Below are 26,281 nucleotides of genomic sequence, written 5' to 3'. Positions count from 1 at the left end.
GAACGATTGACGATGAACGATTCGGTCGGGTGCGGACGTGGCGTCAGTCGCGATACGACGGATCGATCCGGTCGAGGCGGCGCAGCAGCGCCGGCCATTCCAGTTCGCCTTCGATCGCGCCGCCGTCGCGCAGTTGTTCGGCGGTGCGCGCGGCGACGGCCGGTTCCGGCAGCACGAGCGGCCCGCCGCCGGCCTGCGCGCGAACCTGGATGTCGCACGCCTTGATCAGCGTATCCATCAGCACGTACGCTTCGGCGACGGTGCGGCCGACCGTCAGCGTGCCGTGATTGCGCAGCAGCATCGCGGATTTCGCGCCGAGGCTCGCGGTCAGCCGCGCGCCTTCGGCCGGCGAGAACGCGAGCGCTTCGTAGTCGTGGTACGCGAGGTCGCCATGAAAACGCAACGCGTGCTGCGATGCGGGCAGCAGCCCGTCGCGCTGGATCGATACGGCGATGCCGGCCGTATTGTGCAGGTGCATCACGCAGACGGCGTCGGCGCGCGCCGCGTGCACGGCCGCATGCAGCGCGAAGCCGGTCACGTTGACCGTGTGCTCGCTGTCGCCGATCCGGTGGCCGGCGAGGTCGATCTTCACGAGGTTCGACGCGCGAACCTCGTCGAACGTGAGGCCGAACGGGTTGATCAGGAAGTGGCCGGGTTCGCCCGGAACGGTCGCGGACAGATGCGTGTAGATCAGGTCGTCCCAGCCGTTCAGCGCGACGAGCCGGTACGCGGCGGCGAGGTCGACCCGCAGCTTGCGTTCGGCGTCCGAGATCGGGCCGCCGGGCTTCACGGCATCAGGACGGTGTGCGAATGACGACATCGGGTTCTCCGAGGGTAAAGCGGCGCGCGACAGCGACGGTCACCCATGACGCGAGCGCGAACGGGGCCGTGAACGCGGGGGTGCCCGTGCGCATCGCGAGCCACTGGATCAGCGCGGCGAGCGCGGCCGCCGCGAGCGCCGCACGCGGGCCGCGCGGCATCAGCGCGAGCGCGGCGAGGGCGCCGTTGAAGCCGAGCAGGCCGTCGGCGAACAGCGCGCCGCTTGCGCCCAGCGCGGCCAGCAGCACGGTCGACACGACCGCGCCGCCGAGCGCGAACGCGGCCGCGCGGCGCGATGCGACGGCGAGGCCGGCGACGATCAGCGCGCCGGCCCACGCGCCTTGCGCGAAGGTGGTCTGGGCGACGCCCGACAGCAGCGCGTCGGCGGCGGACGCGAGCGTCAGCACCGGGCCGGCGGCCGCGGGGTCCGCATGCTGCACTGCGACAAGCGGCAGCCACAGCGCGGTGACGGCCAGGCACGGGCCCGAATACGGGCACTGGCGCCAGCGGGCGAGCGGCACCCGCATCGCGCGTTGCACGAGCGCCGCGCCGATCGCGACCAGCGGCGCCAGCGCGACGGCGGCGAGCGGATGGGGCGCGAACAGCACGGCGATCAGCGCGGCCAGCGCGCCGTTGAAGCCGTGCAGGCCCTGTTCGACGTCGCGGCGGTCGGCGCCCGTCAGCACGGCCGTCATGCTGGCGGCGGCCGAGCCGACCAGCGCGGCGCACGCGAGCCGCAGGTCGGTCAGCGCCAGCGCGGCGAGCAGCAGCGCGCCGGTGAGCGCATGCGCCTGCAGCACGATCTGCCCGATGCCGCGCAGCAGGATGCGCAGGTCGATCGACGGCGGGACGGGGCGGGCGGTAGGCATGATGGCGGCGGAACAGGACGAGCCGCGAGCATAGGACACAATCCCATGCACCGGAATAGGGAATTCTGGATAGTCAGGATTTGTGCGACGATGCCCCGCAATGGGGAAACCGGGAGGTGGAACGATGCGCGAGGTGCGGTGGGCGTCGCTCGAAGGCGACGGGGTCGAACATCTGACGTTCGACCGCAGCGGCGGCGCGATCGTCGTCGAAAGCGCGGTGGTCGGCCAGCGGTACGGTCGCGCATACGGGCTCGCGTATCGCGTCGAGTGCGATGCGCAATGGCGCGTGACTTATGCGGTGCTCAAGGTGATGGGCGGCGGCACGCTGGCGTTGCGCGGCGACGGCGCCGGCCACTGGCGCGACGGCGCGGGCCGCCCGTTGCCGGCGCTCGACGGTTGCATCGACATCGACATCGCCGCGACGCCGTTCACCAATTCGCTGCCGATCGGCCGCCTCGGGCTTGCGCGCGGCGAGCGGCGGCCGATCGACGTCGCGTACATCTCGACGCCGGACCTGACGGTCGCGCCGGTCAAGCAGGCTTACGCGTGCATCGAACCGGGTCGGCGCTATCGCTACGAAGGGATCTTCCGGAATTTCACGGCCGAGATGGACATCGACGACGACGGGCTCGTCGTCGATTACGAGACGCTGTTCAGACGCCTGCCGGCGCCGCCGACGGCGCGCTGAACCGCGGCGTTCGTCGCCGCCGGCCGCTCCTGCGCGGACGCGAAGCGATCGATCCGCGACGCGATCAGGTCCGGATGGCGCAGTACGATCCAGTGCGTGCCGTCGATTTCCTCGCGCACGTGGTCGCCGAGCCAGCGATCGAGGTCGACCGACATCTCGGGCGTCACGTAGCGGTCGCGCACCGGCACCAGGATCTGCACCGGCGCCTGCGCATACCGCTCACGCGGCTGGCGGGCCCGCGCGATGAAGTTCGCGCGGTACATCTGCATCCCGTTCAGCGCGTTCTTCAGTTGCACGGGATCGCGCTCGGCGCGCACGCGTTCGGTGAGCTGGAGCCAGCGCGGCCACAGCGCGGCGCCGCCGAGCCGCCATACCAGCGATGGCACGAGCGGCAGATGGAAGAACCCGATGTACCACGACTTCAGGCTCTGCTTGAGCCGCAGCTTCGCGCGGAACACGTGATCGAGGCACGGGCCCGAGATCGACGTGTACGACGCGATGCGGCCGCGGAACGCGGGGTCGGTCACGGCCTCCCAGCACTGGATCGAGCCCCAGTCGTGGCCGACGAGGTGGAACGGCCGGCCGCCGCAGGTCGCGTCGGCCACCGCCTTCAGGTCGCCGGCGAGCCGTTCGAGCGTGTAGTCGGCCCGGCGGCGCGGCGCATCGGATGCGCCGGCGCCGCGCACGTCGTACGCGATCACGCGGTAGCGCTTCGCGAGCCGCGCGCGGACCGGCGCCCACACGGCCGCCGAGTCGGGATAGCCGTGCACGAGGATCAGCGGCGGCGCGCGCCGCGACCCGCTTACGTAGACGGCGAGTTTCACGTCGCCGGACTGGACGGTCAGCATCTCGTGAGCGCGCGCCATGGCGTCATGCCTGCGGCACCGGGTGCAGCGGCACGCGGCGCGGGGCGGCTTGCGCCGCGTAGCGCGCGTTGGTCGCGTCGATGTTGTCGAGCAGCGTGTCGAGCTCCTGCAGGTACTGATGGTTGTCGTGATCCCACGGGTGGAAACCCGGGCGGAAGTAGTCGAGCCATTCGCGCGCGATGCTCGGAAACACGCCGTGCTTCGGGCTGTACAGATACTTCACGAGGCGCCACATGCCGCCGAACTTGCCGTGTTCGCGACGGTGCGCGCGCATCAGGCGTACGTGGAAGTCGAACACGATGGCCCAGAAGAACACCGTCGTCGTCAGCATCGTGCCGGTGCGCAGCAGGTAGCTGCCGAGGCCCGGCTTCATCACGGTGCGCCACACGTCGTAGGACACCGCCTTGTGCTCGGTTTCCTCCATCGCGTGCCACATCCACATCTGCTGGTAGCCCTCGACCGAGCCGTCGATCCGGTGCTCGTGGCCCGACAGCAACTGGTTCGCGAGGATCGCCGTGTAGTGCTCGAGCGCGATCGTGATCGCCAGCTGCATCGAGTGCGGCAGCACCTTCTTGAACCAGCCGAGGATGGTCCACAGGCGCTTGTCGAGCTTGTGCGCGGGCAGCCCGGACGATTGCAGCAGATCGTTGTATTCGATGTGCTCGCGCGTGTGCATCGCTTCCTGGCCGATGAAGCCGAGCACCTGCTTCTTCAGCTCGGGATCGTCGATCCGGTCGCGGTAGTTGCGCACCGAATCCATGAAGAAGCGTTCGCCGGCCGGGAACAGCAGCGACAGCGCGTTCATGAAGTGCGTAACCGGCACGCCCTGCACGTGCCAGTCCTTCGCGCGTTCGGGCGGCAGCGCGAAACGGATGTCGCGCCGCACGGGCATCATGTTCGGGGTCGTCATGATTGTTCACCTCCCTGATTGCCTGCATTGTTGTAGGTCGCGTGCAGCGGGGCGGGCGCCGGCGCCGGCGCGCCGCGCGCGGCACGGCGGGCTTTCGCCGCCTCGCGGCGCGTCGCGAGCACGACGAGCGCCTGGTACGCGGCCGGCAGCACGCGCGCCATCCAGTCCGCGCCCTTCGCGTCGCGGCCGATCAGCACGCGGCGCTTGTTCTTGCGCACGCCGGCGAGGATCGTGCGCGCGGCGTCGTCGGCGGTCGTGATGAAGAACTTCTCGAAGCTGTCCTTGCCTTGCTGTTCGCTCTCGACGATGAAGCCGACCATGTTCTTCGCGACGCGGCTCGACTGCGCGATGTTCGTGCGGATGCCGCCCGGATGCACGCAGGTGGCCGACACGCCGCACTTCATCATGTCGAGTTCCTGGCGCAGCGATTCGGTGAAGCCGCGTACCGCGAACTTGGTCGCGTTGTAGCCGCTCATGCCCGGCTGCGCGAAGATCCCGAAGATGCTCGACGTGTTGATCACGTGGCCGTCGCCCGATGCCTTCAGGTGCGGCAGGAACGCCTTCGTGCCGTGCACGACGCCCCAGAAGTTGATGTTCACGATCCACTCGAGATCGCTGTATTCCATCCCTTCGATCGTGCTGGACAGCGCGACGCCCGCATTGTTGAAGATCAGGTTGACCTTGCCGTGCTCCTTCGCGGTGTCGTCGGCCCACGCGAACATCGCGTCGCGATCGCCGACGTCGAGCACGCGCGTCGACACGCGCACGTTCGGCGCGATCGCGCGGACGATCCGTTCGGTTTCCGCGAGGCCGACGCCGTTCTTGTCGGCGAGCGACACGTGGCAGCCGGCCTGCGCGAGCTGGATCGCGAGCGCGCGGCCCATGCCCGAGCCGGCTCCCGTGATCGCGGCCACCTTGTTGGCGAAATCTCTCATGTCGTTGGCTCCTTGTCTGGCTCAGGCCGCTTCGGCGGACGTGGAAGCGGAAGCGGCCGGCGCGGCGGCGGGCCGCGCGGTCGTGTCGTGTTGTGGCGCGCGATACGCGTGGTAATCGGCGATCGAGAAACGCGCGGTCGCCTGGCGGAAGCGCCACGTGAAGCCTGGCCACAGCGTCGTGTTCTTGCCGGTGCGCGGATCGAGATACCAGCTCTTGCAGCCGCCCGTCGACCAGATTGCCTTCTTCAGCTTGCCCTGCAGGTCGCTGTTGAACTGCGCCTCGACGAGCGGGCGCACCTCGATCGCGTCCGCGCGCTCGCGGCGCATCGCCTGCAGCGCGCCGAGGATGTATTCGATCTGCGACTCGATCATGAACACCATCGAGTTGTGGCCGAGGCCGGTGTTCGGGCCGACGATCATGAAGAAGTTCGGATAGCCGGGCAGCGTCGAGCCGAGGTACGCGTGCGCGCCGTCGCGCCACGCGTCGACGATGTCGAGGCCGCCGCGGCCGATGATCGCGCCGCGCGGGTACGGATCGGCGACCTGGAAGCCGGTGCCGTAGATCAGGCAGTCGACTTCATGACGCTTGCCGTCGGTCGTCACGACCGCGTCGGCTTCGATATGGTCGATGCCGGTCGTGATCACGTCGACGTTCTTGCGCGACAGCGCCGGGTAATAGTCGTTCGAGATCAGCACGCGCTTGCAGCCGAGCGTGTAGTTCGGCGTGACGGTCTTGCGCAACTCCGGATCGGGAATCTGCTTGCGGATGTGCCGCAGCGCGAGCTTCTGCACGTTCTTCATCAGCGACGGATGGATCGCGAAGCCGAGCACGCGCGATTCGAGCATCCAGTAGATGCCGCTGCGCACGATCTTCTGCGTGAACGGCAGCGTGCGGAACAGCCATTTCTCGAAGCCGGTCAGGTTGCGGTCGGGCTTCGGCATGATCCACGGCGGCGTGCGTTGGAACAGCGCGAGTGCTTTCACGCGCGGCGCGATCTGCGGGACGAACTGGATCGCGCTCGCGCCGGTGCCGATCACCGCGACACGCTTGCCTTCGAGCGGGTAGTCGTGATCCCACTGCTGCGAATGGAACGCGCGGCCCTGGAAGGTTTCGACGCCGGGAATCGCCGGCAGCGCGGCGCGCGACAGGCCGCCCATGCCCGACACCAGCACGCGCGCGGACAGCCGCTTGCCGTTCGCGAACGTGAGGCGCCAGCGTTGCGCGGCTTCGTCGTATTCGGCGCGCTGCAACTCGTGATTCAGCCGCAGGTGCGGGCCGACGCCGAAGCGCTGCACGCAGTCTTCGAGATACGCGCGGATTTCCGGCTGCGGCGCGAACATGCGCGTCCAGCGCGGGTTCGGCGCGAACGAGAACGAATAGACGTGCGATTGCACGTCGCATGCACACCCGGGGTAATGATTGTCGCGCCACGTGCCGCCGACCGAGGCGGCCTTCTCGAGGACGACGAAGTCGGTCACGCCCGTCTGTTTCAGGCGGATCGCCATCCCGAGACCGGCGAAGCCGGTGCCGATGATGGCGATGTCGATGGTTTCGTCCAGGCCGTCATGGCCGGGTGGACCGAAAGGCAACGTGCGAGCATTCATCCGGGTGTCTCCGATTTGGCTCATTTTTGAATGTTACATTGTTTGATGTAACGATAGTGGGTGAACCCGGAAACCGCAAGAGGCTAGAAGCGGCGCTCTAAGGGCCGGAAGCCAGGCGGGAAAAGGCTGAGCGGGGTTTGGAACGGTCGGGTTTCCGCAATGCGGGATGAGCGGAAAAGGCCGTCGGCAGGGCGAGACAGCGAGGAAACGGGACCGCCGGCGCGCGACGGTCCGTTTGAAACGGTATCAGGGACGGATCGATCGGGCGGCCGTCTCATGGAAAACCCCGGCCACGATCGTGACCTGCGCGAGCGCATAGAGGCCCCAGATCAGATAGTCGATCCCCGGAAAGCCGCCGAGGAACCGGCCGACGCCGATCAGCGTGTCGGAGCCGACGAAGATCAGGCTGCCGATCGCGACCAGCGGGCCGCGCGTGCGGGCGGCGAGCGCAAAGCTCGCCATCGCGCACAGCACGAGCATGTAGATGGCGACCGGCGCCAGCAACTCGCCGAGGTGCGGGAAGAATGCCGCGTAGAACGCCGGCGCGGCGATCCACAGCCCGACGAGCGCGACGATGCGCCAGCCGTGCGGCCGCGCGCGCCACCGGAAGAAGATCGCGCAGTAGCACACGTGCGTGAGCAGGAATGCGCCGAGGCCGAGGACGAACGACAACGGCCAGTCGGGCAGCGCGAGCAGCACGTCGCCGAGCACGGCGGTCGCGAGCGCCGCGCACAGCCACGCGCGTTCGCGCGGCGCGCCGCAGGTGCTGCCTGCCGCGAGCAGCAGGATGCCCATCGCGGCTTTCGCGGCGGCCTGGCCCGGATACGGCGCGACGGCGAGCGACAGGCCGTACAGCAGCGCCGCGGCGATGGCGAGCGGCCAGAGCCGGCGGTAGGGGGCGGGAAGCGTGGCGATCAAGGCGGGTGTCTCCGGTTTGTAGTTGTCTGCGGTGGACGCCGCGCCGTCGAGGGCGCGGCTGTCGGCCATTATCCGGAAGAACGGGCGCGCGAAAACCGGCGAATCCTTCTAGGAAACGACCGCGACGGGCGGCGGTGCCGCCGCCGGATTTTTCCGCGCGTTGCCCCGGCTGAACCGGGGCAACGGCGTCGATTCGGCTTGCTATGATCGCCGCGGTATTGCCGTTGTCGCTGTCGATGTCCCGCCTGGCCGCGCGACCGGATGCGCGAGCCGGTGCGTGCCGATGAATCCATGCCGTGCCCGGCCCGCGCCCTCAGAGGGCGCGGGCCGGCGCCGGCACCCCCACGAAAACAGGTCCGACCATGACCGAACTTCTTCACGGCGACGGCGCGATCCGTCGCACGACGCCGTACGGTTCCTCGATCGAAAACACCTATGCGGGCGTGCTGTCGTTCATGCGCCGCAATTACTCGCGCGTGCTCGACGGCATCGACGTCGCGATCTCCGGCGTGCCGCTCGATCTCGCGACGACCTATCGTTCCGGTGCCCGGCTCGGGCCGGCCGCGATTCGCGCGGCAAGCGTGCAGCTCGCGGAGCTCAATCCGTATCCGTGGGGCTTCAACCCGTTCGACGACCTCGCGGCCGTCGACTACGGCGACTGCTGGTTCGACGCGCACAACCCGTTGTCGATCAAGCCGGCGATCGTCGAGCATGCGCGCACGATCCTGCGTTCGGGCGCGAAGATGCTGACGCTCGGCGGCGATCACTACATCACGTATCCGCTGCTGGTCGCGCACGCGGAGCGCTACGGCCAGCCGCTGTCGCTGATCCATTTCGACGCGCACTGCGATACGTGGGCCGACGACGATCCGGACAGCCTCAATCACGGGACGATGTTCTACAAGGCGGTGAAGGAAGGGCTGATCGATCCCGCGACGTCGGTGCAGGTCGGCATCCGCACGTGGAACGACGACTTTCTCGGGATCGAGCGGCTCGACGCCGCGTGGGTGCATGACCAGGGTGCGCGGGCAGCGGTCGAGCGGATCGTCGCGATCGTCGGTGCGCGGCCTGCGTACCTGACGTTCGATATCGACTGCCTCGATCCGGCGTTCGCGCCGGGAACGGGGACGCCGGTTGCCGGCGGGCTCTCGTCCGCGCAGGCGCTGGCGATCGTGCGGGGGCTCGGGGCGGTGAATCTGGTCGGGGCGGATGTGGTGGAGGTGGCGCCGGCGTACGATCACGCGGACATCACGGCGATCGCGGCCGCGCATGTGGCTTGCGATCTGCTGTGTCTGTGGCGGCAGAAGAAGGTGGCGGCGCGGTGACGCAGGCGAGCGGGCATGTGATGCGGAAGGCCGGCGGGCAGGTTGCCCGCCGTTTTTTTATGACCGTTTGCGCGGATCTCGCGAGTAGCGCGGCGTTCAACCGCGCGTATCGACCCAGTGGCGCGCCCAGCGTGCCGAATGCGCGAGCGCCTGTGCCTCGCTCGCGAAGTAATCGAGCGAATAGAACTGGTAGCGGCCTTCGCCGTGCGTGCTATCGGCGCGTTCGAGCAGCAGGTTGGAGGAAAAACTCCCGTCGGGCAGGCGATGCGCCGAGGGTTGGACGGCATAGCCGTTGTATTGCTGAATTCGTTGGTTGTCCATTTTAATTTTAATGATGTTCGAGTGCGCGCGTGCCGTGCGAAATACGCACGGTTACGCTGATTCAAAGCCATTGCGAGCCGAATCAGACGCAGTCGGAAAGCGAAAATAAGGCGTTGCGGCCAGAGGGGGGATGAAGTGCAACGAGACGTGTAGCGCGTGGCGAACTGCTGACTGAACAGATGCAGCTAAAAAGCCGGTCGCGCCAACTTGGGGAGACGAAGCTCCGTGGGGATGTCGCTGCGACCCGGCGTCCGTCGTGGGAGGCCGGGCCCTTCAAACTTTACAGCGGCTTGATGTTCGCCGCTTGCAGACCCTTCGGTCCTTGCTTCGTTTCGAAGCTCACTTTCTGGTTTTCAGCCAGCGTCTTGAAGCCGTCGGCACGAATTTCCGAGAAGTGAGCGAACAGATCGTCGCCGCCGTTGTCCGGCGTGATGAAGCCAAAGCCTTTGCTGTCGTTGAACCACTTGACGATACCGGTATCCATGAAGATTCCTTGAGAAAAAAATAGAGAAATTTGCTCTGTGGAAGAGCGCGCGAAGCGTCAAGGAGGGAGAGGACAACGAATACCGCTGAGGAGGAGCGAGCAATTGATGAACAGCAATCGGACTTCTTGGACTTCGGTGCCTACACTAACCGTCGCTGGGGCTCGCGTCAACCGTTATCTTGTAACTGTTTAACAGCGTAGCCTGCGATGACGGACGCAGCGCGGTGGCGCCGTCTGGCTGGAATGCGCGCGGGCGCGGCTGCTGGCCATTTGCCGGCCCATGCTGGCGGCTATCGTCACCTGCCATGGACGTCGGCCTTTCCTCCAGCCGGACACGCGCGCGTTGTCGCGAAAAGCCCACGCATGCATGACGGCGAAGGCCTTATGCGGTGTCGCCGTCGCCCTGCGTATCGCTCGTACCGGACTGCCGCGCGGCTTCGTCGCTGAGTTTCTTGTCGAGAATCGTCGCGACGCGGCCGCCCAGATACGCGCTCGCCGCATTCTCGAGCGCGCGGTTCGTCTCGCCTTCGACGAACACGGCCGCGAGCGGGCGCAGCCGCCAGATCGCGTCGACGAGCGCCGGCACGTCGGTGGCGGGCGGCAGCGTGCCTTCGTCATAGCGGTCGAGCCGCTTCACGACGAGATCGACGAGCAGCCGCGCGATCGCGTCGAAATGCGGCCGCGCGACGCTGATCACGTCGAGCAGTTCGCGCGGCGGAATCCCTTCCTTCGTCATCGCGGCGGCGGCCTCGAGCAGCGCGGGGCTTTTCGCGACGAACGACAGGCCGCGCCGTTCGAGCAGCCCGAGCTCGGTCACGCGCGACAGTTGCGTGGTCGCCTGCGGGCCGAACATCTGCGCGAGTTGCGCGAGCGAGTAGGTTTTCGGCAGCTCGTGCGACCAGCGGCCGCCGATCGCGTTTTCGAGGCCGAGGATCGAGCGCAGGTCGTGGCCTTCGTCGATCGCCTTGATCAGGTCCTGGATGTTCGACAGCGTGTAGCCGCGCGCGAGCAGATGGTTGATCAGCTTCAGGCGCGCGACGTGCGTGTCGTCGTAGATGCCGACGCGCCCGCGTTTCTCCGGCGGCGCGAGCAGCCCGCGATCCTGGTAGGCGCGGACGTTGCGCACGGTGGTATCGGACACGCGCGCGAGCTCGTCGACCGTGTACTCGTTGCGGGAATCCGGCGTGGCCTCGTCGGGCGTGGAATGAGTCTGTTTTGACATGCGGCCATTCTAGCGCGCCGGGGCAGGCTCGGGCGAGGCGGGGCGCGTGTTCGCGCCTTCGCCGAGCGGGCGCTGCAGCAGCGCCGTATCGATCCAGCGGCCGTGCTTGAAGCCGACCGCTTTCAGCTGGCCGGCCGGTTCGAAGCCGAACGCGCGATGCAGCGACGTCGAGCCGCCGGTGCCGCCGTCGGCGATCACCGCGATCATCTGCCGCCACGGGCCGCCTTCGCAGCGCGCGATCAGCGCGGCGAGCAACGCGCGGCCGATTCCGCGGCCGCGCTGCGCGTCGTCGATGTAGATCGAATCCTCGATCGCGAAGCGGTACGCGCTGCGCGTGCGGTACGGCGTCGCGTACGCGTAGCCGGCCACGCGGCCGTCGCATTCGGCGACGAGATACGGCAGCCCGTGGTTCAGCACCGCGTCGCGGCGTGCGCGCAATTCGGCGACGTCGGGCGGCGTTTCCTCGAACGACGCGACGCTGTGGTGAACGTGGTGCGCATAGATCGCGTGGATCGCCTCGAGGTCGGCATCTGTCGCGTCGCGCACGACGCAGGCGGGAGCGTTGGACATGGCGGCAGGGCGGTCGGAATCAAAACGCTACTATGCCGGCCGCCGCCGCGCGTGGCAAAGCCGTTTGCGGCTTCGGCGGCTTACAACCGGCCGTCCGCCGCATGCACCGCATCGGCGATCGCGTCGGCGACGCGCTGTACGCGCGGCGACCGGCGCACGTCCGGGTGAACGACGAGCCAGATTTCGCGCTCGATGTCGCAATGCGGCGCGGCCGTCAGCTCGACGAGCGGCGCGCCGGCATGCGCGGCCGGATCGTCGACGAGAAACCGCGGCAGCAGCGCGACGCCGGCCCCGGCCGCGCACGCGCGATGCTGCGCGGCGAGGTCGTTGGCGATGAACGCAAAGCGGCGCCCGGCCGCGAAGCGTTCGAGCCATTGCTGCTGCGGCGTTTGCGCGAGCGCGTCGTCGTAGCCGATGAAGGGCCAGATGTCGGGCGGCGCATCGGCCCATTCCGGCGCCGCGCACAGCGCGAAGCGCATCGTGCCGAGCCGGCGCGCGGCGAGCCCCGGCTCGCTCGGCCGCGACAGCCGTACCGCGAGGTCGGCTTCGCGCGCATACAGGTTGGCCGCATGCATCTCGCCCATCAGGTCGATCCGCAGCGCCGGCCACGCGCGCTGCGCGCGAGCCAGGCGCGGCGCGAGGAAATGGCTCGCGAACACCGGCGACGCCGATACCCGCACCACGCCGTCGAGCGCCGCCGCGCCTTGCGCGGCGCGCGCGAACGCATGCGCGTCGGCTTCGAGGCGTGCGGCGTGCTCGGCGAGGTGCAGCCCTTCGTCGGTCGGCGGCCAGCCGCGCGGCAGCCGGTCGAACAGCCGGATCCCGAGCGCCGACTCCAGCGCGTCGATGCGCCGCGCGACCGTCGAATGCTGGACCTGCAGCGCCCGCGCGGCGGCCGACAGGCTGCCGCCGCGCATTACCGCCAGGAAGTAGCGGATGTCGTCCCAGCTCATCGGCAGTGCGGGTGAGGAGGCAGGATCACGATCGGTCGAATTTTGCACAGTAGATGGGCGTTCAGCGTGAATTCCGTTCGATTATGCACGATGGGATGATCGTGTCACTTCATTCGATAACGAGGAACGTCATGACCCAAACCGCCAATGCCATCCGGATCGGGATCGACCGTTACGGCGATGCCGGCGTGCTGCGCCGCGTCGATGCGCCCGTCGCGCCGCCCGGCGCCGGCGAAGTACGGATTCGCCAGACCGCGATCGGCGTGAATTTCGTCGATATCTATTTCAGGACGGGCGCGCATGCATTGCCCGCGCTGCCGGACGCGCTCGGCGTCGAGGCGGCCGGCGTGATCGACGCGGTCGGGCCGGGCGTGACGGAGCTCGTACCCGGTCAGCGCGTCGCGTATGCCGGCATGCCGAGCGGCAGCTATGCGAGCCTGCGCACGATGCCGGCCGAGCGCGTGCTGCCGATTCCAGACGGGCTGAGCGACGAAGCCGCCGTCGCCGGGCTGCTGAAGGGGATCACCGTCTACATGCTGCTGCATCGCGTGCGGCAGGTCGGCGCCGGCGACACGGTGCTCGTGCATGCGGCGGCCGGCGGCGTCGGGCTGCTGGCGACGCAGTGGGCGCGCGCGCTCGGCGCACGGGTGATCGGCACGGTCGGATCGGCCGCGAAAGCCGCGCTGGTGCGCGCGCACGGCGCGGAAGCGGTGGTCGATTATCGCGAGGCGGATTTCGTCGCGGCCGCGCGTGCCTTCGGCGGCGGTGCGGGCGTCGATTACGCGATCGACGGAATCGGCGGCGACGTGCTGACCCGCACGCTCGGCGCGATTCGTCCGTTCGGGATGGTCGCGAGCATCGGGCAGGTGGCCGCGATCGGCACGCGGCAGACGTTCGATCTCGACGAGCTGGGGCCGGCCCGTTCGATCGCGCTCGCGCGGCCGAGCGTGCTCGGTTTCATCGCGCGGGACGTCGGCGCGTATCGGGACGCCGCGCGGGCGACGCTCGACCGGCTGGCAGGCGGCATGCACGTCGAGATCGGCGCGCGCCTGCCGCTCGAACAGGCGGCCGATGCGCACCGGTTGCTGGAGTCGCGCGCGACGACGGGCGGTGTGGTGCTGTTGGCGTGATGGCGGGGGCGGGCGACTCGCGACGCGGCTCGACCCGACGGCCGTGTCGCGAGCCGCCGCTCGCTCAGTTGTGCGTGCGCAGCGGCGCATCCTCGACGAACCACGCGAGCACGAACGCGATCGCGATCACCGTCGCGGCCGACAGGTACACGACGTGCAGCGAGCCGGCGAACGCGTGCAGATACGCGTCGCGCACGGCGTCCGGCAACTGGTGCACGGCGGCCGGGCCGAGCGCGGGCGGCAGCTCGGTGCCGGCCGGCAGCGCGTGCCTCATCCGCGCTTGCAGCCCGTGCGAGAACAGCGCGCCGAATGCGGCGACGCCGAGCGAGCCGCCGATCGAGCGGAACAGCGTCGCGCCCGACGTCGCCACCCCCATGTGCCGGAATTCGACCGTGTTCTGCACGGCGAGCGTCAGCACGGGCATCACCATCCCGAGCCCGATTCCGAGCAGCGCCATGTACGCGTACATCGTGTGCAGCGGCGTATCGAGCGTCAGCGTCGACAGCAGCGCCATCGCGACGCCGCCGATCAGCGTCCCGGCGATCGGGAACATCCGGTACGAGCCGAGCCGCGAGATCAGCCGCCCGCTGACGATCGACGTCACGAGCATCCCGCCCATCATCGGCAGCAACTGCATGCCGGCCTGCGACGGCGTCGAGCCCTTCACGACCTGCAGGTAGAGCGGGATGAACGTGACCGAGCCGAACAGCGCGATGCCGACCACGAACCCGATCAGGCTGACCAGCACGAAGGTGCGGTGACGGAACAGGTCGAGCGGCATGATCGGCTCGGCCGCCAGGCGCTCTTCATAAATGAAGCCGCCGATCGCGACGAGCCCGAGCACGAGCGTCATCCATAGCTGCGGCGACGTCCACGGCAGCAGCGAGCCGCCTTCGCTCGTGAACAGGATCACGCAGGTGAGGGCGGTCGCGAGGAACGTGGCGCCCAGGTAGTCGATCCGGTGCTTCACGTGCGCGGTGTGCGGCCGGAACGCCATGCCGATCACCGCGAGCGCGAGCAGGCCGAGCGGCAGGTTGATCGTGAAGATCCAGCGCCATGACAGGTGCTCGACCAGGAAGCCGCCGAGCAGCGGGCCGACGATCGTCGCGAGGCCGTAGACGCCGCCGAACATCCCCTGGTAGCGCGCCCGGCGATCGGGCGGGACCAGATCGCCGATCGCGGCCATCGTGACGACCATCAGGCCGCCGCCGCCGAGCCCCTGCAGCGCGCGCAGCCCGATCAGTTGCGTCATGTCCTGCGCGACGCCGCACAGCGCCGAGCCGGCGAGAAACAGCACGATCGCGGCCTGCAGCACGATCTTGCGGCCGTACAGGTCGCCGAGCTTGCCGTACAGCGGCAGCACGACGGTGGACGACAGCAGGTACGCGGTGACGACCCACGACAACTGGTCGAGCCCGCCGAGTTCGCCGACGATCGTCGGCAGCGCGGTCGACACGATCGTCTGGTCGAGCGCGGACAGCAGCATGACGAGCAGCAGCGCGGCGACGATCAGCCCGGTCGGCGCGTCGCGGCGGGCCGCGTCGGCGGCCGGCGGAGTGAGGAGGGTGTCGGTTGTCATCGAGATATCTGCCATGGCAGGAAAGCTGGACCGAAATATAGCCATCGATGATTGACTAGTCAATTTCTGCTCAGCCTCGATATGTTGCAGTCGTAACAGGAGATTGCCCGGCCGAAAGAAAAATTGATCACGATCAGCCGGAAAGCGGGGACGGACTCAAGTTTCTTGCAGGCAAACCGTAATCCAGAGTGCCGCGGACCGATTGCCGCGGCACTTTTCATCGCTCACGTGCCGTCATGAACCTGAACGCCCTGTTTTCCCGTTTCTCGATCCGTACGCGGATTTTCTCCACGCTCGGCCTCGTCGCCGTGCTGCTCGTCGTATCGGGGCTGATTGGCCTCGCGGGCATGCAGAGCTCGAATCGCGCGCTCGACGAGGCCTATACGCGGCAACTGGCCGCGAAGACCGCGCTGTCCGCGGCGAGCCTGAACCTGACGATCGTGCGCACCACGCTCGACCGTGCGCTGCTGCATCCGGAAGCGCCGGACGTATCGGAACTCGTGAAGAAGGCCGAGGGCTATCTCGCGAAGGCCGACACGGCGTGGCGCAGCTACGCGGCGATGCCGCACGGCGACGACGAAGGCCCGCTCGCGAGCCGCCTGGATGCCGCGCGCCAGGCGCTGATCGGGCAGGCGCTGAAGCCGATGATCGATGCGATCCGCGAAGGGCGGCGCGACGAAGCCGACCGCTTGCTGATGACCGTCGCGCCGCCGCTGTCGGTCGCGCTCACGCAGGCGACCGACGCGCTCGATGCGTACCAGGCCGCGCGCGGCAAGGACGTGTACGACACCGCGCAGACCTATTACGGCTGGATGCGGATGGGCGCGATCGCGGGGATCGCATTCGGGCTGGCCGCGTGCCTCGGCTGCGCGATCGGCCTGCATTTCGCGATCACGCAGCCGGTGAATCGTCTGCTGTCGCATTTCCGCCGCCTGTCGGAGGGCGACCTCACGTCGGAAGTGCGCTGGTCGTCGCGCGACGAGATGGCCGAGCTGGTCAAGGGCGTGACCGGCATGCAGCGCAGCCTCGCGGATACGGTGCGCCAGGTCAGCCAGGGTTCGGAAGCGATCTCGACGGCGACGCACCAGATCGCGGCCGGCAACACCGACCTGTCGCAGCGCACCGAAGAGCAAGCATCGGCGCTGCAGGAAACGGCCGCGAGCATGGAGCAACTGACGGCGACCGTGAAGCAGAATGCCGACCACGCGCTCGAGGCGCAGGCCTGCGCGGACAGCGCGAGCGAGATCGCGACGCGCGGCGCGACGGTCGTCGGCGAGGTGATCGGCACGATGAACGAGATCGACCAGAGTTCGCAGAAGGTCGCCGACATCATCGGCACGATCGAGGGGATCGCGTTCCAGACCAACATCCTCGCGCTGAATGCGGCGGTCGAAGCCGCGCGCGCGGGCGAGCAGGGCCGCGGCTTCGCGGTGGTCGCGGGCGAGGTGCGCACGCTGGCGCAACGCTCGGCGTCCGCGGCGAAGGAAATCCGCACGCTGATCGGCGAATCGGTCGAACGGGTCGCGACCGGCTCGCGGCTCGTCGGCATGGCCGGCACGACGATGCAGGACATCCAGCAGGCGATCGGCCGCGTGACGGGCATCATGACGGAGATCGCGGCCGCGTCGAGCGAGCAGCGCGACGGGATCGAGCAGGTGAACCGCGCGGTGTCGCAGATGGATCAGGTGTCGCAGCAGAACGCGGCACTCGTCGAGCAGGCGGCCGCGGCCGCCGCGTCGCTCGAGGAACAGGCGGATGGGCTGCGTCGCGCGGTCGGCGCGTTCCGCGTCGCCTGAACCGAAATGACGGCGGCGCGATGACGGGCCGGCGCTCGCTCGCCGGCCGCGTCGACCCGCGGCGTCAACCCGTTGCGAGTTGCGCGGCCGCGCGCGACGACGCGACGATCAGCAGCTTCATCGTCGCGCGCGTCGCACCGACGAACAGCTTGCGCGCGGCACGCGCGTCGAGCGTGTCGAAGTCCACTTCGGTGAGGATCACGCACGGCGCCGACTGACCCTTGAAACGGTAGATCGAATCGAGCAGCACATCGCCGTCGCGATACTCGGGGTTGCCGAACAGGTCGTACTTGCCGGTGAAGCGCTTGATCCGGTGCGGGCCGAGCTGGTCGAGCGGCGCGAGCACCGAGCCTTCGCGGCCGCGGTACGACAGCACCGCGATGTCCTGCTTGCGGAAGCCGAGCGACAACGCGTGCGTGATCGCACGCTTGGTCGCGTCGATGCAGGCTTGCGCCGAGGCGTCGCCCGACGCGCCATCTTCCCCGTATGCCGACACCGACGGATCGGAGCCGTCGAACGGGCTGCCCGAGCGCAGTTCGGCCGCGAGCGGCTCGACCCGGCCGACGACGTCGCGCACGAATTCGAGCAGGTCGCGCGGGCTGCGGTAATTCGTGAGCGCCTTCAGCGTGACCCAGCCGGGCAGTGCGACGGGTTCGCGCATGTACAGGTTCTGCAGCGGATCTTCCAGCCACCACCATGCGGCGTCCGGCGCCAGCAGGCGCTCGAGCGCGGCGGCCCACGGCGCATGGAAATCCTGCCCTTCGTCGACGATCAGCACGTCGAAGCGCCAGCGCTCGGGAATCGGCGCTTGCGCGAAGCGCGCCTCCAGCCGTTCGAACTCGCCGGGCACCTGGAAATCGGGCGTATAGCCGCCGTCGCGCGCGACCCAGTCGCACAGCTGGTGGTAGTTCGCGATCTTCGCGCCGGGCGGCGCGATGCGCGTGATGTAGTCGGCGAGTGGCCGGTTGAAGCAGACGTACAGCACCCGTTTGCCGGCCGCGACGGCATCGCGCATCACCTGCACCGCGAGCTGCGTCTTGCCCGAGCCGGCGGTGCCGGTGACGCGCAGCCGGAACGGCGCGAATTCGAGCTGGCGCGCCCAGGCGGCGAGCCCGCCCGACAGCCGGGTGACGAGCGTGCCGGCCTGGCCGACGAGTGCGCTCGTGTCGGGCGTGAGCGCGAGCTCGTCCGCGAGGAAATGGTGGAGCTTCGGCGCGTTCGGAAAGGGTTCGTCGGCCTCGGGCAGGATCTGCAGGATCACCTGCCCGAGCTGCGCCTTGCGCGACGCATCGACGATGCGCTCGGGCGCGACGCCGGCGATCGACGCGTCGCGGATCGCGTAGTCGGGGCAGTACAGCAGCGCCTCGACGCCGTAGACGCCCGCGCCGAGCGCGGCCGTCAGGCGCCGGTGCAGCGTCTCCTGCGTGCGCGCGAGCTGGATCGGGACATTGCGCTCCTTCTGCAGGTAGACCTTTACGAGCCCTTTCGGCGTTTCGCGCAGGAAGCCGGCTTTCTGCTCGATCAGCAGCACGCGGCCGGCCGGGCTCACGACGACGAACGCGGCTTCGCCGAACACCGAGAACGCCTGGTCGGCGCGCGTCCAGTGGACGCCGTGATACACGGTGTAGCCGTCGGGCAGCGCGTGTTCGAGCGCGGCGAGCGTTTCGCGCTCGCGTTCGGCCGCGCCGGTCGCGGCGAGGCTTTTCCAGTCGTCGGGGATGAGGCGGGCCATGGCGTCGGGCGGCGGATGCCGGCGTGGGCGTGAACGGGTGCGGCTATTGTACTGAGGAACCCGCTCATGCCCGCGGCGCGGGCGGTGGCCATTCGACGGGCGGCCGGCCCGGCGGACGTCAGTCGCGCGCGAGCCGCTTCGCGAGATCGGCGCTGAGGATCGCCATGCGCGCGGGTTTTTCGTAGCACACCACGTCGAACGCGCGGATCACTTCGCTGATGTCGGCTTCGCTCGCGCGGCCGGTGAGCAGGTCGCCCGTCAGCACGAAAATCGGCGCGCCCGGGTTGTCGGACGTGCGCACGGCCTTGATCGCGGTGGCGGCCGTGCTGTCGTCGAACAGCCATTCGGTCAGGACCGCGTCGAAGGCCTGGCCCTGCAGCGCGTCGACGAACGGCGCGAGACCGTCGAATGCGGCCGTCGCGAAACCTTGCCGTTCGAGATAGCGGCACAGCTCGGTCGCGCTGACGCGATCGGGGTCGATCACCGCGACGACGAGCTTGTCGCTCTCCGCGCGGCGCGGGTAGATCTCGATCTTGTGCACGTCGTACGCGTTCTGGTACAGCACGCCGGTATGGCGCAGCACGCGCCAGCGGCCGTTCTGTTCGTACGCGACGAACTCGGGGCGCGCGCCGGCTTCGAGCGGCGCGCCGATCCAGGCGGTGCACGGAATCTCGGCGACGCCCGCATACAGGACGGCTTCCTGGGAATAGGCGCCGACCATGCCGGGGTCGAGCGTTTGCGCGCCGAACAACTGGGCGGCGGGTTCGCCGTACGCTTCGGCGACTTTCTTGATCTGCGCGAGCGTCCAGGGGCTGCTGCCGCGCAGTTTGCGGTGGCCTTGCGAGAAACTCAGATCGAGGATGCGGCACAGCTCGGTGGTCTGCTGGCGCTTGCCGATGCCGTTGCGGGTCATCAGCTCGCGCACGCGCTCGGCAACCGCGAGGGAATCCGTGGTGATTGCTTCAGTGGTCATGCTACGGGAACGGATCGTGACGTTCAGAACGACGCCTTGCGGCAGTCTCGGCGGACAGTCTTCATGACGTCCAATGGCGAGCCGACCGGCCACGCACGGAAAAGATAACTTTACCGCAAAATGGTCGTCATTCAGTGTTGTGAAAGGTGCGTTTGTGTGAAAGGTGTGTCATGAAGTTACGCTCGGCCGGCCCGAGCGCGCGGGCGCGACGGTGCGTTCGACACCGGTCGGCCCGGATTCCGGTGGGCCGGGATGCGATTCCACCCAAGGCGGCAGGTAATCGCCGCGCGATGCACCAACGCAGGGCGCATGCTCGCCCGAACCGAGGTATCGGACCCGTTTTGCAGGATATCGCGCGACGGCCGGCGGAGGCGCTGGCAGGGCGATCGATCGACGGTTTCTTCTAGTGAAACCGGCGTGGATACATTTGCGAAGTCGACGAAGCTGCATGCTACGATTTCGCCGTCTCAAAAAAGTGTTGAACCGATGCAGAAGAAATTCTTGATGCGCGGATACGAAATGAACTGCGAGCCGCGCGTGACGGAGACCGGCAAATACGCCGCGCAGGTCGAGGTCACGAAGGTGGGTTTCAGCCGTGAGGCTGCGTTCCGCAAGCTGGGTGAATTCGATACCGAAGCCGAAGCGGTCGCGTACGCGAGACAATTCTCCGAAGAGTGGTTGAGCCGCTATGCGTAGGTAGTGCCGCGTGTGCCCGTGCAATGCGGGCCTCCGGTTGACCGGCGGCGCGGCGCCCCGAACGGCTGGAATTCCTGCCTGAATATTGCGAATGCGTCCGGAAATTTGTAGATTGACGACTCCTGTTGTGAGGTATCGATCGTCCGAAGGCAACGCAATTGGAGACTGCGAATGTCCACTTTGTGCATGCAGACCGTCGTTCACGGCAAAACTGTCCAGGTCGTGCTGTCGCCGGAGCGGCGTACGGCCCGGATCGACATCGTCGATGACGAAACCGGCAGCTATCCGCCCCGCACGATGAGCATCGAGCAGTACGTCGACGCCGGCATGGCCGACGACGAAATCGCGCGGCATGTGCTCGAAGTCGTCACGATGTCGATCGAGCAGCTTGCGAGGCTGCAGCCGTTCGACCGCGCGGCAGGCACTCAAACGCGCTATTCGCACTGACGGCGCTGGGGCAGCGGCTGCTCCCGCGCAGACCGCAGTTCCGGCTGAATCGCCGCGTGGCTGATCGAGCGTTCGACATGTCGTCGTCGAGCCGGCATGCATCGGTCGCGCGTTCGCGCTACGCCGGCATGTACAGGAACGGCTCGCCGTCTTCCCGCTCGACGGACAGCAGCCGTTTGAGCTGATCCAGCGCGAACAGTTGCTTGCCGTCCGCCGCCGCCTCGGCGATCGCGGCGTCGACCAGCTTGCGCGCCCGCGCCAGGATCACGGATCGCTGCCGCGCAATCTCGAGCACCATCCGTTGCTCGACGTTCTGCCGATTCGATTTCCTGTCGCTCAGGTGACGCCAGCGATCGCGAAGCTCGGCCCACGTGATGCGCTGAAATTCCGGAATCGTGCACGGCAGCGTGCCGGCCTCGGCCGGCTCGGGCTGCGCGCGCAACGCGCCGCGCAGTGCCGCGCGGGCACGCCATTCGTCCGAAAACGGCGCATACACGTCGCGCGTGCGGCCGATCGGATTCGCGCGCTCGATTTCCTTTTCGAGCAGGTAGCCGAGCCGCCGAAGCGCGGACCCATGCGCGAGCATGTCCGGATCGAGCACGCGGATGCGGCGCGATGCGTCCGCGACGTGGGCTTTCAATTCCCACAGCGTCAGGCGGAGGTGCTGCACTTCGAGTATCAGGCGCTGCACGTCCGCGTAGGTGCAGTGCGTCCACCATTCGGTGAGGTCGTTCAGCTTGGGAGGATCGAATGGGGGAAGGATCATTTTTACTGCGATGACACTGTATGGATATACAGTTTATCTCGTGCCGAACCGGGATCGTCAAGCCGAAAAAACGGGGCCGGTCGGCGGGCGGGCCTGGATGTGGGGATGGGGCGGGGTCCGGATCGCGTGCCGCCCGCTTCATGTGACGACGTTGCCGCGATAAGCTTGGCCGGCCATGCATTGATACCCGACAGAAAACAATGACCACCACTTATCCGCTGCACGACGCATTGAGCCACGCCGCTACGGCGTTTCCGGTCGAGGCCGACGTCGTGATCGCCGGCGCCGGCATCATGGGCTGCGCGGCCGCTTACTACCTCGGCCTGCGTGGCCTGAAAGCCGTCGTGCTCGACAAGTCGCGCATCGCCGGCCAGCAATCGACGCGCGCGTGGGGCTTCGTGCGCCAGCAGGGGCGCGAATCCGCCGAAGTGCCGCTGATGATGGCCGGCATGCGAATCTGGGAAGGCCTGGCGCAACAACTCGGCTTCGATCTCGAATGGCGGCAGGGCGGCTGCCTGTACATGGCCGACAACGAAGACGACTGGGCGTCGTTCCAGGCATGGCTCGCCGTCGCGCGCGAGCACGGGCTCGACACGCGCACGCTGACGCGCGCCCAGATCGACGAACGCGTGAACGGGCTGTCGACGCAGGCGCGTACCCTCGGCGGCTTGTATACGGCGACCGACGGACAGGCCGAGCCGCGCCGCGTGGCCGCCGCGTTCGCGGCGCGCGCGACCGAGGCCGGCGCGCGTTTCTTCGAAGGCTGCGGCGTCACCGCGATCGAGACGGCCGGCGGCGCGGTCGTCGGCGTCGCGACCGAACGCGGCACGATCCGCACGCGGCGCGTGATCTGCGCGGCCGGCGCGACCAGTTTCCGGCTGCTCGACGGCGTCGGCATCCGGCTGCCGCAGCAGGCCGTGCGCGGCACCTGCATGCGCACCAACGTGGTCGCGCCGGTGTCCGCGGCGACCGTGTGGGGCCATGGTCTCGGCATCCGGCAGCGCAAGAACGGCGCGATCAATCTCGCCGACGACATGCAGGTCGACGTCGATCTGACGCTCGGCCACCTGCGCGGATTGAGCCTCTTCTGGCCGGAGTTCTGGTCGCAGCGCGACAAATTCCGGCTGCACCTGAATGCATCCGCATGGCGCGACGTGCTCGCCCGCATCCACGGCACGACCGGGCCGATCGAGCCGCGCGATCCGCAACCGCAACCGAATCGCGCGCATGCGCCGCGTGCGCTCGCGAAGCTCAAGGCGATCTTTCCCGCGTTGAAGGATGCGCAGATCGTCGAGGCGTGGGCCGGCCTGATCGACGTGCTGCCCGACGGCATTCCGGTGATCGATGCGCCCGGCACGCCGTCGGGGCTCGCGATCGCGACGGGGTTCTGCGGTCACGGTTTCGCGATGGGGCCGATCGTCGGCCGGCTGCTCGCCGAATGGATCGACACGGGCGCGCCGTCGCTCGACCTCTCGGCGTTTCGTGCACGGCGTTTCGTCGACGGCACGATGGTGCGGCCGCGCAGCATGCTGTGACGGCCGGGCGCACGCGTTCCCGTCGTAGAATCGAGCCCGCATCCTTCAGGAGATTCCCCGTTGGCCACGCCATCCGATCAGCGCCGCTCGTTGCGCATGCGCTTGCGCCGCGCCCGCAATCCGTGGCAGGCGCCGCGTGCGCGCACGCTGTTCACGCGCCCGGCGACCTCGCCGCGGCGCACGCTGCTGTTCCGCCTCGGTGCGGTCGTGCTGCTGTGCACGCTCGCGTTCCTCGTGCTGTATCTCGATCGCGACGGCCTGCGCGATTCGACCAAGAGCACGCCGATGACCGTGGCCGATCTCGTGTACTTCACGATGGTCACGGTCGCGACGGTCGGCTATGGCGATATCGTGCCCGTCACGGCGCGGGCGCGCCTGCTCGATGCGTTCTTCATCGTGCCGATCCGCATCGGCATCTGGTTCATTTTCCTGGGCACGGCGTATCAGTTCGTGATCCAGCGCGTCGTCGAGGAATTCCGCATGAAACGCCTGCAGAAGCAACTGTCCGATCACATCGTCGTGTGCGGTTATGGCCTGTCGGGATCGATCGCGGTGCGCGAGTTGCTGGAGAGCGGCGTCGATCCGGCGACGATCATCGTGATCGATTCGCAGCAGCAGGCTCTCGAGGCGGCGACGTCGCTCGGCGTGACGGGATTGCTCGGCGATCCGGCGCACGAGGATCTGCTGCAGCAGGCGCAGGTGCGCGCGGCGAAGGCCGTGATCATTTCGGTGACGGACGATCCGACCGCGATCCTGTTGACGCTGTCGGTGCGCAGCATCGCGCCCGATACGAAGATCGTCGTGCGGATCCAGGAGAACCTGTACCAGCGGCAACTGCGGCAGGCCGGCGCGGACGTGATCGTGTCGTCGACGAAGATCGGCGCGCTGTTGCTGGCGGACGCGGTCCATAGCCGCTACATCGTGCCGTTCGTGAACGACATGCTGTCGACGCGCGGGCGCGCGACGCTGCTGGAGCGCGAGGCGTTGCCGCATGAAATCGGCTGCCTGACGAACGTCGTGCCGGGCGCGATCGTGGTCGGGCTCGACCGCTGCGGGAAGATTCATTCGTTTTACGAGGATCCGCCGTGCCGGATCGAGGCGGGCGATACGCTGGTGGTGATTCAGTCGGCGCGGATTCCGGATCCGGATGTGTGACAGAGAAGCGGGTTGCGCCGAGCGCGATGCGTCGCATACGCCTGCTGGCCATACCTAGCGCCCCATCTCCCGCGCAACTTCCACGATCTGCTGCCGCAGCCAACCATGCGCGGGATCGTCGTGTGTGCGTTCGTGCCAGATCATCGACGGCGAGAAAGACGGCACCTCGACCGGCAACTTCACGAGTGTGACCGGCATCGACAACGCGACATGCCGCGCCAACCGTTGCGGCAGCACTAGCGTCATGTCGCTCTTCGCGACCACCATCGGCGCCACCAGGAAATGCGGTAGCCGCATTGCAATCCGCCGGTGCAGCCCTTGCCGCGCGAGCGCTGCGTCGACGAGTTCTCCACCCCGGCCGCCGATCGTCACCAGCACGTGCGACAGCGCGGCGAAACGCTTCGGTGTCAGCCGCGCCGACAGTGCTGGATGCCCGTTCCGCACGATGCAGACCAGATTATCGTCATAGAGCTTTCGACGATAGATGCCGGCGGGCAACGTATCGTCGTCGAATACGCCGAGCGCGATACCTGCGGTGCCATCCGTCACGAGTTCGACGTTATTGCTGCGTGACGGCGGAACATCGAGATCCAGTCCCGGCGCGCTTCGTTCCAGCCGCGCATTCACATCCGGAATCAGCGTCAACGCCATGTGATCAAGGCTCGCGATCGAGAACAGTCCGCGCGCGGTGGCCGGGTCGAACACCGCAGGCGCGACGATGCCTGCCGCTTCCGTCAGTACACGCGACACGCGCTGCGCAAGCGATGCCGCGCGCGGCGTGAATTCCAGCCCCTTCGGCGTGCGCACGACGACACGATCGTGAAGCAGCGTGCGCAGCCGGCCCAACGCGCGGCTCGCGGCGGGCTGGGTCAGGCCGAGCCGCATGCCGGCACGCGTGACGCTGCGTTCCTTGAGCAATGCGTCGAGCAGCTTGAGCAGGTTGAGATCGACGGACCGTAAATCCGCTTCGTGCATGTTTGACATGATCGGTATGCATTTGAGTTATGTGAGGTCAGCGTACATCATCGAAACCATCGCTCCAACCGGTGGAGCGGCTATTGGGAGAACACATGTACGTTGTCACGGGTGTCACAGGACGCACGGGGGCCGTCGCCGCCCGGGTGCTGATCGATGCAGGGGTTCCGGTTCGCGTGGTCGTGCGCGATCGAGCGAAGGCGGTGCGCTGGACGGAGCTGGGTGCGGAAGTGGTGGTTGCCGATCTGGCCGATTCCGCTGCGTTGATGCAGGCGTTCGCCGGCGCGCGCGGTGCATATCTGGTCAAGCCGCCCAACTATGCGCTGGAAAATCTGTTCGAGCACGCGGACGTGACGGCGCGTGCCGTCGCCGCGGCGGTTCGCGCGACGGGCTTGCCGAAACTCGTGTTGCTGTCGTCGGTCGGCGCGGACCGGTCGGCCGGCACCGGCGTGATTGCGACCAACCGGACGGCCGAGCAGCGGTTGGCCGAACTGGGCATACCGGTCGCGTTCCTGCGGGCCGCCTACTTCATGGAGAACTGGGCGCGCGTCGTCGGGCCGGTCCGCGTGCAGGGTATCCTGCCGAGTCTGCTCGGGCCGGTCGAACGGGCGATCCCGATGGTCGCGACCGAAGACATCGGCCGCGTTGCGGCGGAAATGCTGCAGGAAGACTGGAACGGTGTCCGGAAGGTCGGGCTGGCGGGGCCGAGCGCGTATTCACCGGCCGACATCGCGGATGCCTTTGCGCGCGTGCTGAATCGGCCGGTGCGACCGGTGGCGCTCGAGCCGTCCGCATGGGCCGGGGTGCTCGCGATGAACCCGTTCTCGACTGCCGCGATCGATGGTTTCATCGAACTGAATCGCGGGCTGAACAACGGCCATATCGGCTTCGAAAGCGACGCAACGGTGGAACTTCGCCACGGGCGCGTGCCGTTCGAGCATGTCGCCGAGGATATCCTGCGGGCGTAACGCCGCGCGTTCGCATTCCATCTGGCTCTATTGCGGGGCCGCTC

26 protein-coding genes are annotated in these 26,281 nt (G+C 68.1%); 9 read left to right on the top strand and 17 right to left on the bottom strand.

The genetic code is table 11. The features are described from left to right. Positions 1-43 precede the first annotated feature (43 nt). Together KU887_RS21010 and KU887_RS21005 are read right to left on the bottom strand one after the other, a co-directional pair. Entirely contained in the window at positions 44-820 is a 777-nt protein-coding gene (locus KU887_RS21010) for a class II aldolase/adducin family protein (protein ID WP_006496946.1), read from the bottom strand. Next, positions 795-1,688 (bottom strand): urea transporter, encoded by an 894-nt coding sequence (locus KU887_RS21005; protein WP_058903241.1) that lies wholly within the window; start codon positions 1,686-1,688, stop codon positions 795-797. The genes KU887_RS21010 and KU887_RS21005 overlap by 26 nt, the downstream gene beginning before the upstream one ends. 124 nt (positions 1,689-1,812) lie before the next feature. Between KU887_RS21005 and KU887_RS21000 the strand changes: the two genes are divergently transcribed. Continuing rightward, the gene (locus tag KU887_RS21000; RefSeq protein WP_006496948.1) at positions 1,813-2,376 is read left to right on the top strand and encodes a putative glycolipid-binding domain-containing protein; all 564 of its coding nucleotides are present in this window, start codon (positions 1,813-1,815) and stop codon (positions 2,374-2,376) included. Here the strand turns inward: KU887_RS21000 and KU887_RS20995 are convergent. The 5 genes from KU887_RS20995 to KU887_RS20975 all read right to left on the bottom strand — a co-directional run bounded on the left by KU887_RS20995 (position 2,328) and on the right by KU887_RS20975 (position 7,610). Continuing rightward, positions 2,328-3,242: an alpha/beta fold hydrolase gene (locus KU887_RS20995; protein WP_006496949.1), complete on the bottom strand. Its 915-nt coding sequence runs from the start codon at positions 3,240-3,242 to the stop codon at positions 2,328-2,330. The genes KU887_RS21000 and KU887_RS20995 overlap by 49 nt on opposite strands. Before the next feature lie 4 nt (positions 3,243-3,246). Continuing rightward, on the bottom strand, positions 3,247-4,152 hold the full coding sequence (locus KU887_RS20990; protein WP_060268201.1) for a metal-dependent hydrolase: 906 nt from the start codon (positions 4,150-4,152) through the stop codon (positions 3,247-3,249). Further along, positions 4,149-5,087, bottom strand: coding sequence for an SDR family oxidoreductase (locus KU887_RS20985; RefSeq protein WP_006496951.1), 939 nt, complete (start codon positions 5,085-5,087; stop codon positions 4,149-4,151). Before KU887_RS20985 ends, KU887_RS20990 begins: the two co-directional genes overlap by 4 nt. 21 nt (positions 5,088-5,108) lie before the next feature. Continuing rightward, the gene (locus KU887_RS20980) at positions 5,109-6,692 is read right to left on the bottom strand and encodes an NAD(P)/FAD-dependent oxidoreductase (protein ID WP_258257811.1); all 1,584 of its coding nucleotides are present in this window, start codon (positions 6,690-6,692) and stop codon (positions 5,109-5,111) included. A 246-nt stretch (positions 6,693-6,938) separates the two neighbouring features. Then, a complete protein-coding gene (locus tag KU887_RS20975) occupies positions 6,939-7,610 on the bottom strand; it encodes a lysoplasmalogenase (RefSeq protein WP_034203331.1) in 672 nt (223 codons plus the stop codon). A 362-nt stretch (positions 7,611-7,972) separates the two neighbouring features. Between KU887_RS20975 and speB the strand changes: the two genes are divergently transcribed. Continuing rightward, positions 7,973-8,935: an agmatinase gene (gene speB, locus KU887_RS20970; RefSeq protein ID WP_062910418.1), complete on the top strand. Its 963-nt coding sequence runs from the start codon at positions 7,973-7,975 to the stop codon at positions 8,933-8,935. 96 nt (positions 8,936-9,031) lie between these two features. Here speB and KU887_RS20965 read toward each other — a convergent pair whose 3' ends face one another. From KU887_RS20965 to KU887_RS20945, 5 genes are all read right to left on the bottom strand, one after another. Further along, positions 9,032-9,256 (bottom strand): hypothetical protein, encoded by a 225-nt coding sequence (locus KU887_RS20965; protein ID WP_006485967.1) that lies wholly within the window; start codon positions 9,254-9,256, stop codon positions 9,032-9,034. 280 nt (positions 9,257-9,536) lie between these two features. Continuing rightward, a complete protein-coding gene (locus KU887_RS20960) occupies positions 9,537-9,740 on the bottom strand; it encodes a cold-shock protein (RefSeq protein WP_006485974.1) in 204 nt (67 codons plus the stop codon). Between the two features lie 382 nt (positions 9,741-10,122). After that, the gene (locus KU887_RS20955; protein ID WP_006485961.1) at positions 10,123-10,962 is read right to left on the bottom strand and encodes a MerR family transcriptional regulator; all 840 of its coding nucleotides are present in this window, start codon (positions 10,960-10,962) and stop codon (positions 10,123-10,125) included. 9 nt (positions 10,963-10,971) lie between these two features. After that, the gene (locus tag KU887_RS20950; protein WP_058903238.1) at positions 10,972-11,532 is read right to left on the bottom strand and encodes a GNAT family N-acetyltransferase; all 561 of its coding nucleotides are present in this window, start codon (positions 11,530-11,532) and stop codon (positions 10,972-10,974) included. An 80-nt stretch (positions 11,533-11,612) separates the two neighbouring features. Continuing rightward, a complete protein-coding gene (locus tag KU887_RS20945) occupies positions 11,613-12,485 on the bottom strand; it encodes a LysR family transcriptional regulator (RefSeq protein ID WP_258257778.1) in 873 nt (290 codons plus the stop codon). A 131-nt stretch (positions 12,486-12,616) separates the two neighbouring features. Between KU887_RS20945 and KU887_RS20940 the strand changes: the two genes are divergently transcribed. Then, positions 12,617-13,615 carry a quinone oxidoreductase gene (locus KU887_RS20940; protein WP_205671828.1) on the top strand — a complete coding sequence of 333 codons (999 nt, stop codon included), beginning with the start codon at positions 12,617-12,619 and terminating at the stop codon, positions 13,613-13,615. A gap of 64 nt (positions 13,616-13,679) precedes the next feature. Here KU887_RS20940 and KU887_RS20935 read toward each other — a convergent pair whose 3' ends face one another. Beyond that, entirely contained in the window at positions 13,680-15,194 is a 1,515-nt protein-coding gene (locus tag KU887_RS20935) for an MDR family MFS transporter (RefSeq protein ID WP_006496957.1), read from the bottom strand. A gap of 236 nt (positions 15,195-15,430) precedes the next feature. On the opposite strand from KU887_RS20935, the gene KU887_RS20930 reads away from it, so the two are divergent. After that, positions 15,431-16,990 (top strand): methyl-accepting chemotaxis protein, encoded by a 1,560-nt coding sequence (locus tag KU887_RS20930; RefSeq protein WP_006496958.1) that lies wholly within the window; start codon positions 15,431-15,433, stop codon positions 16,988-16,990. Positions 16,991-17,054: 64 nt separating this feature from the next. On the opposite strand, the gene KU887_RS20925 is transcribed toward KU887_RS20930, so the two are convergent. Both KU887_RS20925 and KU887_RS20920 read right to left on the bottom strand, forming a co-directional pair. Next, entirely contained in the window at positions 17,055-18,722 is a 1,668-nt protein-coding gene (locus tag KU887_RS20925; protein WP_048988014.1) for an ATP-binding domain-containing protein, read from the bottom strand. 118 nt (positions 18,723-18,840) lie between these two features. Beyond that, positions 18,841-19,695, bottom strand: a complete 855-nt coding sequence (locus KU887_RS20920) for a helix-turn-helix domain-containing protein (RefSeq protein WP_258257768.1) — start codon at positions 19,693-19,695, stop codon at positions 18,841-18,843. A 486-nt stretch (positions 19,696-20,181) separates the two neighbouring features. Between KU887_RS20920 and KU887_RS34610 the strand changes: the two genes are divergently transcribed. Then, positions 20,182-20,391, top strand: a complete 210-nt coding sequence (locus KU887_RS34610) for a hypothetical protein (RefSeq protein WP_011547465.1) — start codon at positions 20,182-20,184, stop codon at positions 20,389-20,391. A gap of 171 nt (positions 20,392-20,562) precedes the next feature. Further along, positions 20,563-20,838, top strand: coding sequence for a hypothetical protein (locus KU887_RS20910; protein ID WP_012493391.1), 276 nt, complete (start codon positions 20,563-20,565; stop codon positions 20,836-20,838). A 118-nt stretch (positions 20,839-20,956) separates the two neighbouring features. On the opposite strand, the gene KU887_RS20905 is transcribed toward KU887_RS20910, so the two are convergent. Continuing rightward, positions 20,957-21,604 carry a hypothetical protein gene (locus KU887_RS20905; protein WP_058903236.1) on the bottom strand — a complete coding sequence of 216 codons (648 nt, stop codon included), beginning with the start codon at positions 21,602-21,604 and terminating at the stop codon, positions 20,957-20,959. Between the two features lie 200 nt (positions 21,605-21,804). Here KU887_RS20905 and KU887_RS20900 point away from each other — a divergent pair, with 200 nt between their 5' ends. Both KU887_RS20900 and KU887_RS20895 read left to right on the top strand, forming a co-directional pair. Further along, the gene (locus KU887_RS20900; protein WP_258257759.1) at positions 21,805-23,139 is read left to right on the top strand and encodes an FAD-binding oxidoreductase; all 1,335 of its coding nucleotides are present in this window, start codon (positions 21,805-21,807) and stop codon (positions 23,137-23,139) included. Between the two features lie 60 nt (positions 23,140-23,199). Beyond that, complete coding sequence (locus tag KU887_RS20895) at positions 23,200-24,294, top strand: TrkA family potassium uptake protein (RefSeq protein ID WP_043205538.1); 1,095 nt, start codon at positions 23,200-23,202, stop codon at positions 24,292-24,294. A gap of 54 nt (positions 24,295-24,348) precedes the next feature. On the opposite strand, the gene KU887_RS20890 is transcribed toward KU887_RS20895, so the two are convergent. Then, complete coding sequence (locus KU887_RS20890; protein WP_230463859.1) at positions 24,349-25,179, bottom strand: LysR family transcriptional regulator; 831 nt, start codon at positions 25,177-25,179, stop codon at positions 24,349-24,351. Between the two features lie 185 nt (positions 25,180-25,364). On the opposite strand from KU887_RS20890, the gene KU887_RS20885 reads away from it, so the two are divergent. Next, complete coding sequence (locus KU887_RS20885; protein WP_258257744.1) at positions 25,365-26,237, top strand: NmrA family NAD(P)-binding protein; 873 nt, start codon at positions 25,365-25,367, stop codon at positions 26,235-26,237. Positions 26,238-26,281 lie beyond the last annotated feature (44 nt).

Source organism: Burkholderia sp. EMB26, from assembly GCF_024730645.1.
Classification (GTDB): Bacteria; Pseudomonadota; Gammaproteobacteria; order Burkholderiales; family Burkholderiaceae; genus Burkholderia; species Burkholderia cenocepacia.
Note: the sequence above shows the minus strand (reverse complement) of the source record. Positions and strands in the feature narration are given on the sequence as shown.

Bases quoted from the DNA above. Each gene is read 5' to 3' on its own strand.
- KU887_RS21010 (WP_006496946.1), bottom strand. From the start codon at position 820: ATGTCGTCATTCGCACACCGTCCTGATGCCGTGAAGCCCGGCGGCCCG.
- KU887_RS21005 (WP_058903241.1), bottom strand. From the start codon at position 1,688: ATGCCTACCGCCCGCCCCGTCCCGCCGTCGATCGACCTGCGCATCCTG.
- KU887_RS21000 (WP_006496948.1), top strand. From the start codon at position 1,813: ATGCGCGAGGTGCGGTGGGCGTCGCTCGAAGGCGACGGGGTCGAACAT.
- KU887_RS20995 (WP_006496949.1), bottom strand. From the start codon at position 3,242: ATGGCGCGCGCTCACGAGATGCTGACCGTCCAGTCCGGCGACGTGAAA.
- KU887_RS20990 (WP_060268201.1), bottom strand. From the start codon at position 4,152: ATGACGACCCCGAACATGATGCCCGTGCGGCGCGACATCCGTTTCGCG.
- KU887_RS20985 (WP_006496951.1), bottom strand. From the start codon at position 5,087: ATGAGAGATTTCGCCAACAAGGTGGCCGCGATCACGGGAGCCGGCTCG.
- KU887_RS20980 (WP_258257811.1), bottom strand. From the start codon at position 6,692: ATGAATGCTCGCACGTTGCCTTTCGGTCCACCCGGCCATGACGGCCTG.
- speB (WP_062910418.1), top strand. From the start codon at position 7,973: ATGACCGAACTTCTTCACGGCGACGGCGCGATCCGTCGCACGACGCCG.
- KU887_RS20965 (WP_006485967.1), bottom strand. From the start codon at position 9,256: ATGGACAACCAACGAATTCAGCAATACAACGGCTATGCCGTCCAACCC.
- KU887_RS20960 (WP_006485974.1), bottom strand. From the start codon at position 9,740: ATGGATACCGGTATCGTCAAGTGGTTCAACGACAGCAAAGGCTTTGGC.
- KU887_RS20955 (WP_006485961.1), bottom strand. From the start codon at position 10,962: ATGTCAAAACAGACTCATTCCACGCCCGACGAGGCCACGCCGGATTCC.
- KU887_RS20950 (WP_058903238.1), bottom strand. From the start codon at position 11,532: ATGTCCAACGCTCCCGCCTGCGTCGTGCGCGACGCGACAGATGCCGAC.
- KU887_RS20945 (WP_258257778.1), bottom strand. From the start codon at position 12,485: ATGAGCTGGGACGACATCCGCTACTTCCTGGCGGTAATGCGCGGCGGC.
- KU887_RS20940 (WP_205671828.1), top strand. From the start codon at position 12,617: ATGACCCAAACCGCCAATGCCATCCGGATCGGGATCGACCGTTACGGC.
- KU887_RS20935 (WP_006496957.1), bottom strand. From the start codon at position 15,194: ATGACAACCGACACCCTCCTCACTCCGCCGGCCGCCGACGCGGCCCGC.
- KU887_RS20930 (WP_006496958.1), top strand. From the start codon at position 15,431: ATGAACCTGAACGCCCTGTTTTCCCGTTTCTCGATCCGTACGCGGATT.
- KU887_RS20925 (WP_048988014.1), bottom strand. From the start codon at position 18,722: ATGGCCCGCCTCATCCCCGACGACTGGAAAAGCCTCGCCGCGACCGGC.
- KU887_RS20920 (WP_258257768.1), bottom strand. From the start codon at position 19,695: ATGACCACTGAAGCAATCACCACGGATTCCCTCGCGGTTGCCGAGCGC.
- KU887_RS34610 (WP_011547465.1), top strand. From the start codon at position 20,182: ATGCAGAAGAAATTCTTGATGCGCGGATACGAAATGAACTGCGAGCCG.
- KU887_RS20910 (WP_012493391.1), top strand. From the start codon at position 20,563: ATGTCCACTTTGTGCATGCAGACCGTCGTTCACGGCAAAACTGTCCAG.
- KU887_RS20905 (WP_058903236.1), bottom strand. From the start codon at position 21,604: ATGATCCTTCCCCCATTCGATCCTCCCAAGCTGAACGACCTCACCGAA.
- KU887_RS20900 (WP_258257759.1), top strand. From the start codon at position 21,805: ATGACCACCACTTATCCGCTGCACGACGCATTGAGCCACGCCGCTACG.
- KU887_RS20890 (WP_230463859.1), bottom strand. From the start codon at position 25,179: ATGCGGCTCGGCCTGACCCAGCCCGCCGCGAGCCGCGCGTTGGGCCGG.
- KU887_RS20885 (WP_258257744.1), top strand. From the start codon at position 25,365: ATGTACGTTGTCACGGGTGTCACAGGACGCACGGGGGCCGTCGCCGCC.